The sequence below is a fragment of the Aestuariivivens insulae genome, assembly GCF_022662195.1.
Lineage (GTDB): Bacteria > Bacteroidota > Bacteroidia > Flavobacteriales > Flavobacteriaceae > Aestuariivivens > Aestuariivivens insulae.
In genome coordinates this window covers 103,915-119,842 of the sequence record NZ_JAKMCS010000003.1, presented here as the reverse complement: position 1 = coordinate 119,842, position 15,928 = coordinate 103,915, and the positions used below count along the sequence as shown (strand labels likewise).

At 37.4% G+C, this 15,928-nt stretch carries 7 protein-coding genes; 4 read left to right on the top strand and 3 right to left on the bottom strand.

Features of this window, described 5'->3' with window-relative positions:
* Positions 1-147: 147 nt before the first annotated feature.
* The 4 genes from MR062_RS04835 (at position 148) to MR062_RS04820 (ending at position 10,521) form a co-directional block, all read left to right on the top strand.
* The gene (locus MR062_RS04835; RefSeq protein ID WP_242202957.1) at positions 148-2,727 is read left to right on the top strand and encodes a carboxylesterase family protein; all 2,580 of its coding nucleotides are present in this window, start codon (positions 148-150) and stop codon (positions 2,725-2,727) included.
* 289 nt (positions 2,728-3,016) lie between these two features.
* Entirely contained in the window at positions 3,017-5,953 is a 2,937-nt protein-coding gene (locus MR062_RS04830) for a TonB-dependent receptor (RefSeq protein ID WP_242202956.1), read from the top strand.
* 300 nt (positions 5,954-6,253) lie between these two features.
* Positions 6,254-9,223 (top strand): SusC/RagA family TonB-linked outer membrane protein, encoded by a 2,970-nt coding sequence (locus MR062_RS04825; RefSeq protein ID WP_242202955.1) that lies wholly within the window; start codon positions 6,254-6,256, stop codon positions 9,221-9,223.
* A 17-nt stretch (positions 9,224-9,240) separates the two neighbouring features.
* Positions 9,241-10,521, top strand: a complete 1,281-nt coding sequence (locus tag MR062_RS04820; RefSeq protein ID WP_242202954.1) for a RagB/SusD family nutrient uptake outer membrane protein — start codon at positions 9,241-9,243, stop codon at positions 10,519-10,521.
* A 95-nt stretch (positions 10,522-10,616) separates the two neighbouring features.
* On the opposite strand, the gene MR062_RS04815 is transcribed toward MR062_RS04820, so the two are convergent.
* The 3 genes from MR062_RS04815 to MR062_RS04805 all read right to left on the bottom strand — a co-directional run bounded on the left by MR062_RS04815 (position 10,617) and on the right by MR062_RS04805 (position 15,906).
* Positions 10,617-14,120 (bottom strand): efflux RND transporter permease subunit, encoded by a 3,504-nt coding sequence (locus MR062_RS04815; protein ID WP_242202953.1) that lies wholly within the window; start codon positions 14,118-14,120, stop codon positions 10,617-10,619.
* Positions 14,121-14,183: 63 nt separating this feature from the next.
* Complete coding sequence (locus MR062_RS04810) at positions 14,184-14,546, bottom strand: four helix bundle protein (protein WP_242202952.1); 363 nt, start codon at positions 14,544-14,546, stop codon at positions 14,184-14,186.
* A gap of 190 nt (positions 14,547-14,736) precedes the next feature.
* Positions 14,737-15,906, bottom strand: a complete 1,170-nt coding sequence (locus tag MR062_RS04805; RefSeq protein ID WP_242202951.1) for an efflux RND transporter periplasmic adaptor subunit — start codon at positions 15,904-15,906, stop codon at positions 14,737-14,739.
* Between the last annotated feature and the right edge of the window lie 22 nt (positions 15,907-15,928).

The window sequence follows — 15,928 nt, the reverse complement described above, 5'->3', positions numbered from 1 at the left end:
AGAAATACTATAGAGATAACTTAATTTATAGGTCTTTTTTCAGGTTTTTAAAAGTTATTAAGAGGTTGCACGCTGTTGCTAGTCGAAATAATAGTTTCAAATAAAATTAAAAATTTAATTTTATCTTAAAATTAAAGAACATATTAAATGAAGTTAGCTCATATTAAAACACTAAAGGTCGTTTTAGTGGTATTGTTTTTCTCGTTCGTGTTAAATGCACAGCAGAAAACGGGAAATATTGTTGAATATTTTGGTAAAGAAAAGGTCAACACGATTGAAGAGGGTAAATTGTTGCATGTTTTTAAAACAGGACTGGCCTTAAAAGTGCAAAATTTTGGATTTAATTCATCGTCGTTTCCAAAAGATCCTGTGTTTAACAGGTTTTTAATGGAGCCTTATTATGTTCCAAAACAGAATGATGTTTTCGATATTGATTTTTCAGGAAATATAATGCCTTGGAAACCCATAGCGGTAGATTCCACCAATAGCTTTAATGATAGTAATTTAAGATCTAGCTATTTGTATTTGAATTATGTGTCAGATAGTGAACGGATAGTCCTTTTTGAAGCATCGGGGCATTCGTTGGCATTGATTAATGGATTGCCGCATGAAGGCGATCACTACGATTTTGGTTGGAATTTAATTCCGTTAAAATTAAAAAAAGGAGACAACACTTTTGTTTTAAAAGTAGGGCGATTTCCTAGAATACGGGCGCGTTTAATAGAACCGGAACAGTCTGTGCAATTTACCACTAGGGATTTGACTTTACCAGATCTTTTGGTGGAAGAAAATAAGGATTACCTAGGCGCTATGCGTATTGTAAATGCTTCGGAAAATTGGGTTAAAAATTATACGATAAAGACATTGGTTAATGGTGGAACACGAGAACATGAGGTTGTTGATTTACCGCCTATGAGTGTTCTAAAGGCACCGTTTAAAATTGCCGCTGTTTTAGATGAAGTCCAATTGGGACAACAGGATTTAAGGGTCGACATGCTTGATGGGAATAATCAATTGGTAGATACTAAAACCATACCTGTAAAAGTTACCTCTAAGCACGAGCATCACAAGCGTACCTTATTAAGTGCTATAGATGGCAGTGTGCAGTACTATAGTGTTGCACCGTCTAGTGATAAAGCGCTTGAAAATGGAGCATTGTTTTTATCGGTTCATGGAGCATCTGTAGAAGCGGTTAACCAGGCTAATGCTTACAAAAAGAAAGATTGGGGTAATTTAATAGCGCCAACAAACAGGCGTCCGTTTGGTTTTGCCTGGGAAGATTGGGGACGATTGGATGCTTTAGAAGTTTTAGCAGATGCTAAAGCAATCTACAAGCCAAACCAAAGTAAGGTTTATTTAACAGGGCACTCTATGGGAGGACATGGTACTTGGTATCTGGGGGCGACTTATCCTGACTATTTTGCGGCTATAGCGCCTTGTGCTGGTTATCCAGATTTGTTGTTATATCGAGATAGCTTTTTAAAAAGGCTCTTAGATGGGCCCGAAGAAAGATTGTCGCGTTTTGGAATGACTCCAAAAATGGTTGAGCGTTTAAAAATGGACTATGTCCAGACTCCTGTAGAAAGCACTATTGAACGTGCGGGGACACCAAGTAGAACACTTAAGCTTATCCGTAATTATTTGCACCATGGAGTTTATATATTACACGGTGAAAAGGATAATGTGGTGCCTACTTACTTAGCTCAGGATATGCGGGAGCGTTTGGGTAAGTTCCACCCAGATTATACCTACTATGAATACCCGGGGGGAGAGCATTGGTATGGAGACCATAGTGTAGATTGGGAGCCTTTATTCAATTTTTTTAAAGCACGAACCATTCCTAATGATAAGGATATTGATAAACTTGAGTTTTATACAGGTTCGCCAGGAGTGTCGGCAACATCGCATTTTGTAACCATACATCAACAAGCTAAGCCTTTTGAGTTGAGTTCGTTCAAGTTTTCAAAAGGAAATCAGTTTAAAATAGAAACTGATAATGTATTGGTAATTGAAGTCGATTTTAGTAAGTTGGAAGATACCGTTAGCCAGATTGTTATTGATGATGTAACATTTGAAAGGTCTAAAAAGGGTAGTGGTTTTTTCAAAAAAGAAAATGAAGGATGGAAAGCAATTGCAGCACCATCCTTAAAGGAAAAAGGGCCACACAGGAATGGTGGATTTAAAGATGCTTTTAGGCATCACGTTGTTTTTGTTTATGCCACAAATGGTACAACAACAGAAAATGAATGGTACTACAACAGGGCACGTTTTGATGCAGAAACATTTTGGTACCGTGCTAACGGGCATGTTGAAGTGGTTAAGGATACCGATTTTTCTTTGAAAAAATACCCGAACCGCAATGTGGTACTGTATGGTAATGCCGATAATAACTTGGCGTGGAATTTATTGCTGAAGGATTGCCCTATACAGGTAAAAGACTATGGTGTTAATTTTAATGGGAAAACATTATTTGGAAACCAATGGGGCATGTATTTTATTGTGCCAAGAATTGATAGTGATTTTGCCAGTGTAGGTGTGGTTACTGCAACGGGAAATAAAGGAATGAAAGCGGCTTACATGAATCATTATTTGGTAAACGGAACCACGTTTCCAGATGTATTGCTGTTTGATGATGCAGTGCTGACCGAAGGTATGAAAGCCGTAAAATGTGCAGGTTTCTTTGGAAACGATTGGTCTATTGAACTTGGGGACTTTGAGTGGAAATAGCAGTTTTTTAAAAGGATATTTATAAATACAAAAGCTTCAATATTATGTTGAAGCTTTTTTTGTTATTGTATAATAGAGTGAAACTTACTTGCAGGATGCTAAGTAGTTTTGTGTTTGTTAAAAGTTTATGGATGTGTAAAAATAAGGTAGTCGAGATTGTTAAATTCGTATTTATAAAAAGGTTTTTATGAGTAATTGTTAATATTGGTAGTAAAAAAATTACAAAAACATAATTAAAACGGTAATATATTGCATATATTAGTGGTAACTAACTCAAAATTATTTAATTATGATTAAACTATTACCGATTAAATGGATTATGTTTTTGATGCTATTTGTAGCGTCAGGCGAACTTTTAGCACAAGAGGTTTCGGGAACAGTAATTGATGATTCCTCACAACCTCTTCCAGGTGTTTCTGTTGTTGTTAAGGGGACTACCTCTGGAACGATAACAGATTTTGATGGCAATTTTTCCATTAGTGCAAATAATGGAGATGTATTAGTGTTTTCCTATGTTGGGTTTGAAACCCAGGAAATAGTTGTTGATGGCAATACAGTAAATGTAACCATGCAATCTGGTGTGGCTTTAGCAGAAGTTGTTTTGGTAGGCTCTAGAAATCCAAGCAGAACAGCAGTTGATACACCAGTGCCTGTAGATGTTATAAATATATCTGAATTAACATCCCAAGGGCCGCAGGTAAACTTAAATCAGATTTTAAATTTTGTAGCGCCATCATTTACCTCTAATACCCAAACCATATCGGATGGAACAGATCATATCGATCCAGCTTCATTGAGAGGTTTGGGACCAGATCAAGTATTGGTACTCATTAATGGTAAAAGAAGGCATAACTCGTCTTTGGTGAATGTTAATGGAACCTTTGGGCGAGGTAGTGTGGGTACCGATTTAAATGCGATTCCTTCTGGGGCAATCAAGCGTTTAGAAGTGTTACGCGATGGTGCGGCGGCACAGTATGGATCCGATGCCATTGCAGGGGTTATCAATATCGTGCTTAATGATAATGTTAACGAGTTAACCTTTAATGTAACCACAGGAGCCTTTTTTTCTGAAAATGCAAATGAACAAACAGGAGGTGTTGATGGGGAAACCGTTAATGTTAGCGTAAACTATGGTTTGCCTATAGGTGATAATGGCGGGTATATCAATTTTACGGGAGATTTTGATTTTAGGGAGCATTACAGTAGAATGAAGGAATGGGAAGGTACTATATTTAACCTTTATAATACTATAGAAAGATTTGCCGAAAATGATGATTATGATTTATCTAAACTATTAGATGATGATTTTGATGATGTTGAAAAATATGCTATTGCTGCAGGCATAAATGTAAATGGAGCAACTTCCAAAGAAGATTGGATCGGAATCAATGACGGGGCTAATTCTGTAGCTGGAGTTTTAACAGAGTTAACGATTAACAGCGATGGAGAAGTGACTGGGGTTAGGCCTATAGATAATACTGCAGTAGAGTTAGCTTCCAGAGGGCTTGTACGTAGCGACTTTAACATGCGTGTTGGCCAATCTGAGCTTCGAGGAGGGCGCTTTTTTGGAAACATGTCCATTCCCTTGGATGATTCGGGAACCGAAATATATTCATTCGCAGGGGTGAGTTCCAGAAAAGGGAACTCGGCCGGATTTTACAGGTTGCCCAATCAAAGTAGAACCTATACACCGGCATATATGAATGGCTTTTTGCCTGAGATCAATTCGACCATAACAGATAAGTCTTTGGCTGTTGGTATTAAAGGTATGGTTAACGGATGGCATGTGGATTTAAGTAATACTTGGGGAAAAAATGCTTTTTTATATACCATAGGTAATACCTTTAATGCATCTTTGCAAAAAGCTTCTCCTACTTTTTTTGATGCCGGAGGATTTAACTTTATGCAAAACACGGTTAATTTAGATATTAACCAGTTTTTTGATGATACTTTAAGCGGAATTAACATTGCATTTGGAGCAGAATATCGATTGGAAAACTACGAAATAGTTGCAGGTGAAGAAGCTTCTTATGGGCAATATACCCAAGAAGGTGAATTAATAACTTTGCCAACTCAAAGTCCTGCGGTTGATTTCTTTGAAAGAACACGACCAGGAGGGTCCCAGGTTTTTCCAGGATTTAGCCCTGCTAACGAACTGTCTAGGGGAAGAAACAGTATAGCGGCTTATTTTGATTTAGAAGCAGATTTTTCTGAAACGTTCTTAGCCAGTTTTGCAACACGGTTTGAAGATTATTCAGATTTTGGGTCGACCATCAATTTTAAATTGGCAACACGAATAAAAGCTAGTGAAAATGTAAATATAAGAGCGGCTTTGAATACAGGGTTTAGAGCACCTTCGTTGCATCAGTTAAATTTTAATTCTACCTCAACAATATTTCAGGATGGTATACCTGTTGAGGTTGGGACATTTTCAAACGATAGTAGAGCGGCTAAACTTTTGGGAATTCCGCAGTTAAAAGAAGAGACTTCGCAAAGTATAAGTTTAGGTTTTACAGCTAAAATGCCAGAAGCTAATTTAACAGTAACGGTAGATGGTTACTTTGTAGCAATAGACGATAGAGTGGTTTATACTGGGCAGTTTAGAGGACCAGGAACGGGTTCAGAATTAGATAACCTTTTATCGCAAGCTAATGCTTCGGCGGCCTCATTTTTTGCAAATGCTATTGATACGGAATCCAAAGGGTTGGATATTGTGCTTACCCATAAAACAAATATAGGAACCAATTCACAATTGAAATCCGATTTGTCCGGTACTTTTTCCAAAACAAAGCGGGTAGGTGATATTAAGGCGTCCAGGGTATTGGAAGATGCAGGTTTGGTTGGCACCTATTTTCCTGAAGATAGCAGGATTTATTTAGAAGAAGCCGTGCCTAGAACTAAAGTTAATTTAACCAATAGTTTTACTTCTGGTAATTTTAATGTCTTCCTAAGGAATGTGTGGTTTGGGGAAGTGTCTGAAGCAACAACTAATGTGGATAACCAACAGGTTTATGGATCTAAATTGGTTACCGATTTGTCTTTTGGCTATAAGGCATCTGAAAGTTTAACGTTTACCATTGGGGCAAACAATTTATTTGATGTATTCCCAGATAGGACTATTGAAGCAAACCGAAGTAGTGGTCGCTTTGATTGGTCAAGACGTTCGCAACAATTTGGTGTAGGAGGGCGTTTCCTTTTTGCAAGGTTAAGTTTTAAGTTGAAGTAGATAATTAAAGTATTGCCGAAAAGCCCCAATATAAATGTTGGGGCTTTTTAGGTTATACTAATCATTCCCAAGAGGTTTTGTTTTCCTATAAGACAACAAGGTGTCATTCGGCTTAAACTATTTGTTATAAATAAGTAGGAGAGCAATACTGTAAGGGGATAGATCTGTTTTATTTAGGTTTGAAAGAATTATAAATAAGTAATATGAAAAATGGGATTAACATAATTTATGTGTTAAAAATATGATTATCTGGCAAAAAATCATGATATTTAATGTGACTAATTCAAAAAAATACATATTATGAGCAAACTTTTACATTTCAAATTGTATTTGCTTTTGTTATTTTTTATACCTGTAATGGCCTTTTCGCAGCAGATTACAGGTAAGATAACAGATGGGGCAACAAACTTACCTTTGCCTGGAGCAAACGTAATTATTAAAGGAACTACAACGGGTACTACTACCGATTTTGATGGAAATTTTAGTTTAAACGTTTCGAACTTTCCTGTTACTTTGGTGATTTCTTCATTGGGTTTTGAGACCGTTGAAGAGGTGGTTACTGAGGCACGAACAGTTAATGTTACGCTGCAGGAATCCTTAACGGCTTTGGAAGAAGTTGTTGTTACAGGATTGGCTACTTCTGTAAAAAGATCCAATGCAGCAAACGCGGTAGCTTCTGTTTCAGCAGATGATTTAGCAGGACGGACCCCACCGCAAACTTTAGATGGGGCTTTGGCTGGTAAATTTGTCGGCGCTCAAATAACATCTGCTTCTGGAGCACCAGGAGGAGGTATCTCTGTTAAATTAAGAGGTGTGACATCAATTAATGCTAATGGGCAACCATTGTATATTATTGATGGAGTATATGTTAATAATAATAGTGTTTTTGCAGGTGGATTGAATGATGTGTCCAGTGCTGCAAGTGGTGGGGCATCAACAACAGATAATCAAGATAATGCCTCAAACCGGATTGCAGACATAGATCCTCAGGACATTGCAAATGTCGAAATACTAAAAGGAGCCTCTGCAGCTGCAATTTATGGATCGAGAGCTGCCGCTGGTGTGGTAATAATTACTACAAAGAAAGGAAAACAAGGGAAAACCAAGATTAATTTTTCCCAGGCCGTAGGGTGGAACGAAGCGGTTAACCTATTGGGACAAAGAAATTGGACGGCTGAGTTGGCAGAAAGTGTTTATGGCGAAGGCGCATTATTTACAGCTGCACAGCAAGCAGGAACTTTAATTGATTATGAGAAAGAAATCTATGGGGAAAAAGGCTTTATTTCCAACACTAATATTAGTGCTTCTGGAGGTAATGAAAGAACTTCTTTTTTCACCAGTTTTACCAATAGTGAAGAGGATGGGATTGTTAAAAGAACGGGAGCCGAAAAGAAGTCGTTTAGACTGAATATGGATCATAAAATCACAGATTATGCTAAACTATCAATTACGGGAAATTATATCAATTCAAAAGCAGATAGAGGATTTTTTAACAATGACAACACAAACACCACAATAGGTCTTTCAACATTGTTTACAAGACCTTGGGATTATTTGCTGCCTGATGCTAATGGCAATTACCCAGATCATCCTGCAAACTCTTCTAACCAAATACATACAAGGGATGTGATGAAAAATAGGGAGTTGGTTAAACGCTTAATAGCTGGAGGATCATTGGATATTAATTTATTTAAAAATGATAACCACAATCTTAAAATGGTTTTAAGGGCAGGTGTTGATACATATACATTAACAACCGATGTGTTCTTTCCAAGAGATCTGCAATTTATGAGTCCATCGGTAGGGGGTGTAGATGGCCTTACTTCTGAAGGTACTACAAGAAATACCGATGCTAACTATTCGGCATTTTTGGTACACAACTTAACAACAGACAGCGGGTTAAACTTTACTACACAAGCAGGTTTAACCAATCAGCAATTTTCTCAAAATACCATTAGAGTTACTTCAACAGGTTTAATTGCATCTGAAGAGAATGTCGATCAAGCAGCTAATGTTGGTGTGGATCAATTTAGATTAGAGCAGGAAGATTCAGGATTTTTTGTTCAGGAGGAAGTTAATTATCAAGATAAAATCATTGCAACTTTAGGATTAAGAGGTGATAAGTCATCCAATAATGGTGATGCCAACGAATTCTTTTATTACCCAAAGGCTTCAGCAGCTTTGAACTTGCACAATTTCGATTTCTTCAACATAGAGTCTTTAAACCGTTTTAAAGTTAGGGCGGCTTATGGTGAAGCTGGTAACTTTGCTCCAAACGGCGCTTTGTTCACCACTTATAGAAATTCTCTAATTAGTGGTAATGTTGGAATTATTACACCAACAACCTTAGGGGACCCTTCTATTAAGCCAGAACGACAGAAAGAATTGGAAATTGGATTTGATGCTGGATTGTTAAATAATAGAGTAAGTATAGAGTTTACTTATTATAACAAAAAGGTTGAAGACTTAATACTTCAGGCAGACAACGAGCCTTCATCTGGTTACACCTTCCGTTGGGCAAATGCAGGGGCATTAGAAAACAATGGTGTTGAGATTGGAGTGAATTCAAGGGTTTTTGATACTGAGGACTTTACATGGGATTTGGATGTTAACTGGTTTAAGAATAAATCGGAGATAACCGAGTTAAATGTAAATTCTTTCGATACTCAAGGTTTTGGTACTGGTTTAGGGACATTTAGAATTGAAGAAGGTAAAAGTGCTACACAAATTGTGGGGAATGATGTTAATGGCAATGTAGTAGTATTGGGTGATGCCGAACCAGATTTTCAAATGGCATTCAATAATAACTTTAAGTACAAAAACTTTACATTATCCTTCTTATGGCATTGGAAAAAGGGTGGGGATAATGTAAACCTTAGTCGCTTATTGTCCGATTTTGGAGGGACAAGTGCCGATTATGATGAAACAAATATAGACCCTGCTGGAACTACATCGAATGGAGATTACAGAATTGGCGCATTTTTAGGCGGTAATGCCGAACCTTTTGTTGAGGATGCTTCCTATTTAAAATTAAGAGAGCTAGGCTTGTATTATAATATACCAAGTAACACATTAGATAAGTGGTTTGGTGGTAATATAACAGATGTTAAGCTTGGTTTCTCCGGAAGAAACCTGATTAATATTTTTGATTATAACAGTTACGATCCAGAAGTGTCCAATTTTGGGCCAACGGCGGCAGGTATAGGAATTGAGGTAGCACCATTTCCTTCATCTAAACGATTTATGTTTCACTTATCAGTTGGACTTTAATAAAAAAATTGAACAATATGAAAAATTCAAATATATATAAAATCATTGCTTTAGTCTTTTCCATTTGTCTTTGGTATTCATGTGATATTGAAGAAGGGCAAGACTTAAACGGACCACAAACCTCATCTATTTCTGAAGGAGTGTCTAGACCAGAGTTGCCGCAAGCGGTAGGCGGAATTTTAGCCGATATGAGAGATCGATTAAATACCCAACGAGATGTTTTTTCTGTGCTTGGAAGAGATTATTGGAGACATCAAAGTTCAGATCCTAGATGGACGGGAGATTTAATGACAGGTGTTTTAGATGATAATGCGTTTTATTTAACCACGCCTTATGCTGCAAGATATGCGGTGGTAAAGGAGTGTAACCTTTTACTGGAAGGGTTAGAGAATACAACAGAAGCATTTACAGATGCTGAAAAGGCAGCAATTAGAGGTTTTGCAAATACCATAAAATCATATGAGTTATTAACTGTATTAACGATGCTTTATCAAAATGGTATAAGAACAGACGTTTCCGATCCAAATAACTTAGGCGCTTTTGAAAGTTATGATAACGCATTAACAACAATTATAGACCTTTTAAATAATGCTGCTTCCGATTTACAAACTGGTGGCGATGTACAGCCTAATACGCTTGGGGTATCTTATTTAGAGTTTAACAGGGCTCTTACCGCTAGAGCTGCGGCTTATCAAGAAAACTATACTTTGGTTTTAAGTGCTTTGGCAGATTCATTTATGGATATGAATGCCTCTATGGATTTAGGGGCCTATTATCAATTTTCGGCTACAGGAGGGGATGAATTAAATCAATTGTTTTTCGCTCTAAATTCAACTGGAGCTAATGCAAGGATAGCGCATCCAGATTTTGTTAATTCTGCCGAACCTGGAGATAATAGAGTAAACAAAGCAGTATTAAGAACCGACGGTCCCTTAAATATTGCTGATTTAACACCGGGTACCCACGATGTATATATATATAAATCGAATGTAGATCCCGTGGGTATGATAAGAAACGAAGAGCTTATTTTGTTGTATGCCGAAGCAAACATGGTCAATAATCCAGGAGCTGCCGAAACGGCAATTAATGCTGTTCGAGCGGCTGCTGGTTTAGGGCCAGTAGCGGCTGGATCTGTTGATGTTGATAGGATTCTTTATGAAAGACGTTATTCGCTATTTGCTGAAGGGCATCGCTGGGTTGACCTTAGACGTTTTGATAAGTTAAGTGAACTTGTTATAGATAGAACTGGCGATGGTATAGTTAGTCAATTCCCTATACCTCAAAATGAAGGTCAATAGTGCGAATAGTAATGTAAACAAAAAAAAGCTTCAACATCATGTTGAAGCTTTTTTACTAATAATAAAGAGCTAGTCACACTTTAAAAATAGGTTTATCAATTTCCTATAGCATCAATTTTATTATATTTCGCTACTCTATCACTAAACAGCCACATTTTAAACTTGGTTATTAAATAGAATAGTATTGGAACTACTATAAGTGTTAAGAATGTCGCTATTAGTAAGCCATAAATAACGGTTTTGGCAAGTGGCCCCCAGAAAATAACATTATCTCCTCCCGTATAGATATTAGGATCCAAATCGCTAAATAAAGTAAAAAAGTTAATGTTTAAACCTGTTGCTAACGGAATTAAACCTAAAATAGTTGTAATTGCCGTTAACAGTACGGGGCGTAAACGGGCTTTACCGCCTTTAATAATGGCTTCCAGTAATTCTGGGGTTGCGAGATATTGATCGTCTTCTAAATCCAGTTCTACTTTCTTTCTGTCAATAAGCAGTTGGGTATAATCGAGGAGGACTACGCCGTTGTTTACCACAATACCTGCCAATGAAATAATCCCCATCATGGTCATCATAATCACAAAGGAGCTTCCTGTAATTAAAATACCGCCAAACACACCTATAAAGCTTAAAAATATCGCCATCATAATAATACCTGGTTTAGACACTGAATTGAACTGGAATATTAAAATAAAGAAGATTAGTCCCAGTCCGGCCATAAAAGCACCATTTAGAAAGCTTTGTTGCTTTTCCTGTTCTTCAATTTGTCCGGTATAGTCTATTTTAATACCATCGGGTTTTCCAGTGTAACTTTTCATTTCATTCTGAATCTTGGTCACAATGGCCCTGGCATCTATAAAGCCTGGGGCTAAAGCCGAGTATAGGGTTACTACCCGCTTGTTGTCGCGATGCTTTATAGCACTAAAACCAGAGGTGTTATTGTGTTTGGCAACCGACGAAACAGGAATTTCCTTGATTTGTCCAGAGGCCATATCCCTAAATGTTATTTTTTGGTTGAAAATGGCACTGGTATTATATCTGTTTTCTTTATTAAAGCGCACATTAATATCGTAATCTTCGCCATCTTTTTTATAAATACCTGCTTTGGCACCAAAAATAGCATTACGTAATTGCTGCCCCACTTGCCCCGAAGTAACGCCTAACTCGCCTGCTTTTTTGGTATCTACAATCACCTGCATGGAAGGTTTCGATTTGTTAACGTCTATCTTCAACTCGTCTATCCCTTCAATGTTTTTGGAATTGATGAAATTGCGCATGTTCTCTGCTGTAGCAATTAATTCTGAATAATCATCGCCTTCAAGCTCGATGTTTATGGGGTAACCAACAGGAGGGCCAATAGGATCTTTTTCTACCGAAATGCTAACGCCTGGATAAATGCCTTTTAAAGCTTCCTGAACTTTTTTTAGCAATTCTTCACTATCAACACCTTTTCGGTATTTAAATTCCCGCATGGTGGCCGTAATCTTACCGCGATGCGGCATTTCGGCTTGCGAACCACCATCGGTTTGTGGGTTTCCAGCACCAGCACCTACTTGGGAAACGGCACTTTCTGTTAAGAAGTTATAGCCATTATCCATATAGGCTTCATCATTAATAATCTTATAAACCCGTTGCTCGATATCCAGGGTTATGGCATTGGTCTTTTTAATATCGGTACCTTCAGGGTATTCGATATAAACTATAATTTGATTGGGTTTGTTGTCTGGGAAGAACTCAACTTTGGTGTTTCCCTTGCCCATTGATGCTCCAAATAAACCAAAAACAATAAACAATAAAACGGTTATGCTCAATGTTATAAAAACAGGTTTTCTGCCCCGTAAAGCCGTACGCAATGTGTTTTCATAAAAACGCTCCCATTTAGGTAATACTGAATTCTGAAAGGTGTTGGCCCAACGCCTAAGGAATAGCCTGTAAATCCAAAGAAGCAATACGGTAACTAACATTAGGGTGCCTAGGCCTCTATAGCTTCCGCCAACTATAAAAATTAATAGGCCAATAAGCCCAAAGACCACCGAAATTTTAATGATTAGTTTTAATGGCATGTTCTTGTCTTCTGTAGTCATGAACTGAGATACCATTACCGAGTTAAAGAAAATGGCAACAAATAACGAAGATCCTAAAACCACAGATAGTGTTACCGGGAAATAGATCATGAATTCACCCATAACGCCTGGCCACATGCCTAATGGAATAAATGCTGCAACAGTTGTAACTGTAGAGATGATTATAGGAAAGGCGATTTCACCAATTCCTTTTTTGGCGGCTTCAATTCTTGGCATGCCTTCAGACATGAGGCGGTACACATTTTCAACAACCACAATACCATTGTCTACGAGCATCCCGAGTCCCATTATGAGTCCAAAAAGGATCATGGTATTCATGGTGTAGCCCAAAGCGTTTAAGATCATTAAAGACATGAACATGGACATTGGGATGGCAAACCCAACAAAAAGTGCATTCTTAAACCCTAAAAAGAACATTAGTACGGTAACTACCAGTATAATACCAAAAATAATATTGTTGACTAAATCATCAACCTGTCCAATAGTCTTCGAAGATTGATCGTTAGAAATGGTAACCTTTAAATCTTGCGGAAATACATTGTCTATGGCATTTTTAACAATAACGTCTATTTGTTCTGCAGCGGCCACCATATTTTTTCCGGCACGTTTTTTTACGTCCAGCATCACTACAGGGGCGCCAAACTCCCTGGCATAAGTAGTTTTGTCTTCGTCTTTAAAAGATACCTCTGCTATATCTTTAAGATAAATGGTATTGCCTCTTTCAGACTTTACAGCAAAATCTTCAAGTTCTTTAGGGTTTTCAATTTCACCTAAAACCCGGATGGTACGGCGTTGCCCACTGGATATTAAGTTACCGGCAGACATGGTCATGTTTTCCCTGCTTATGGTGCCAATAATGTCATCGAAACTCACCTGTGCAGCCATCATTTTGTAAATGTCTACTGCAACTTCAACTTCTTTTTCCTGGGCCCCTCGAATATCTACTTGTTTTATTTCCAAAAGCCCTTCAATTTCATCTTCTAAATACTCACCATACTCCTTTAGTTTGTCTACAGGGTAATTTCCTGAAATATTGATATTGAGGATTGGTATTTCTTCAGACATACTCAAATCGAACACATTGGGTTCTACTTTGGCACCATTAAAAGTAGGCCAATCTTCTCCTGCTTTTTCTGAATCTACCTCATCCTTCACTTTTTGTTTGGCAGATTCTACAGTAATGCCTTCATCGAATTCTACTATAATTATAGAATAGTCTTCTTGTGATGTTGAGGTAATCTCTACCACATTACTTACCGTTTTAAGCCTATCCTCAATAGGGTCTGTAATGAGTTTTTCTATGTCTTCGGCAGTATTCCCTGGGAAAACAGAGCTTATATAGATTTTAGTCTCCTTAATTTCTGGAAAGCTCTCACGAGGCATGCTAAAGTATGCGCCTGCACCAAGTATAAAGATTAGGCCAATTAAAACATACATGGTTGTTTTATTGTTGATGGCCCAAGATGATAAAGCAAATTCTTTATTTACCTTTTTATGTTTTAAGTCTTTTGTCATTTCTTAATGAGTTTAGTGGTTTAGGAGTTTAGAGGTTTAGAAGAAAGCTTCTAATTATAAACCCTAGTTTTTTAATTGAGATTTGTACAAACCATCTAGCATAGCTGTGATTTTTCCTATTTTATCCCTGATAATTTCATAATCTATTGTTGTAACAAATTCAAGGTCATTGGACAAAATTGCCTGATTGAGTAACTCTAAGGCCGAACCATAGGCTATCTCTGTGAACCTGGCCTTATCTTTATTAGAATGTCTGCCTGAACCTTCTACAATATTTGAGGAAATTGAAACTGCACTTCTTCGCATCTGGCTAACCAATCCAAATTTTTCTTCCGATGGAAAAGATTTAGTGGTCTTATAGATAAATAAGGCTAAATGTCTTGCTTCTTGCCAAACAACTAATTTTTCAAATGAGAATAATTTCATAATTAATAATAGGTTTTTGGGTTTAGTAGTTTATTAGTTTAGAGGTTTAGGAGATAGCTTTAAACCTCTAAACTTTTCCACGTCTAAACATATTTATAGGTTTAGAGTTTTTATGGGTTTCGTAGTTTGGTTTTCGCTTGTCCATTTCTTCTAAGCTTTTCCACTTTTCCACTTCTAAACTTTGTTGCTCTTATTGCATTTTTAGAATCTTAACCTGTTGTCCGTCTTTTACGCTACGGGCGCCTTCATCAACAATTTCAACGCCATGTTGCAAGCCCGAAGTCACTTCAATATAATCGCCTTGTGTTTTTCCGGTTTCGATAATTTCACGTTTGGCGGTAGCTGTTTCTCCTGTTTTACCTATTATGGTGTAAACGTATTGCTCGCCTTCGGCATTTTCAGAAATGATGCTCTGCGGAATTAAAATGGCTTTTTCGTTGATGTAATCGTTTATTTTAAGTTTTGCCGTTAGGTTTGGTTTGATGTTTTTATCGGTATTTCCTATGGCTATTTCAACTTTAAATGTTCGGTTGGCTGGATTGATAAAACTTCCAGCCTGGCGTACTTTAGCTTTTACCTCTTTATTCAGAACTGGGAAATTCACTATAACTTCTTTACCTGCAGTGACATCTGAGATATAGCGTTCTGGCACATCGGTTTCCACATACATGTTTTGAAGGTTTACTATCCTGAATAGTGGCGATTGCCCTGGAGCAACAACACTTCCTTGTTCTGTAATAACATCATCTATAGTGCCGGTAAAAGGGGCTCGAACTGTAGTTTTTGCTATTTGTTCTTTTAGATGGTTAACTGCTTTTTGTTGTGCTTCGTAAGACGATTTGGCTTGTAGGTATTGAATCTCGCTACCTATGTTTTGGTTCCATAAGCGCTCTTGGCGTTCAAAAGTCGTTTTGGCTAAATTGGCTTGTATTTCCAATTGTGCCAACTGTTGGCTTAATCCACCATCATCGATCTTAGCCAATAATTGGCCTTTACTAACATGCTGCCCTTCTTTTACGTAAACATGGGTTAGGGTACCCGCGTATTCTGGATATATAACCAAGTTTTGTTTGGTGTTTACATTGCCTTGCAATTCCACAAAGTGTGTAAATACAGTTTCGTTAGCCTTAAACGTTGTTATTAAAGGTATTTTTTCCTGCGGATCCAATGCTTTTATTTTCGTTTCCAATTGTTTTAATTGGGCCGTGATTTCTTGTTTCGTAGCATCCAATTCCGACTTCTTCTTGCGGATTAATTCTAAATTATTGGTTTCAATAATGTCATCAACAGATTTTTTCTTGGTATTATCGCAGGACGACAACACTAGTGTAACGATAAAAAGAGTGTATATATATTTCATCTATTTAAAAATTTTACCAACC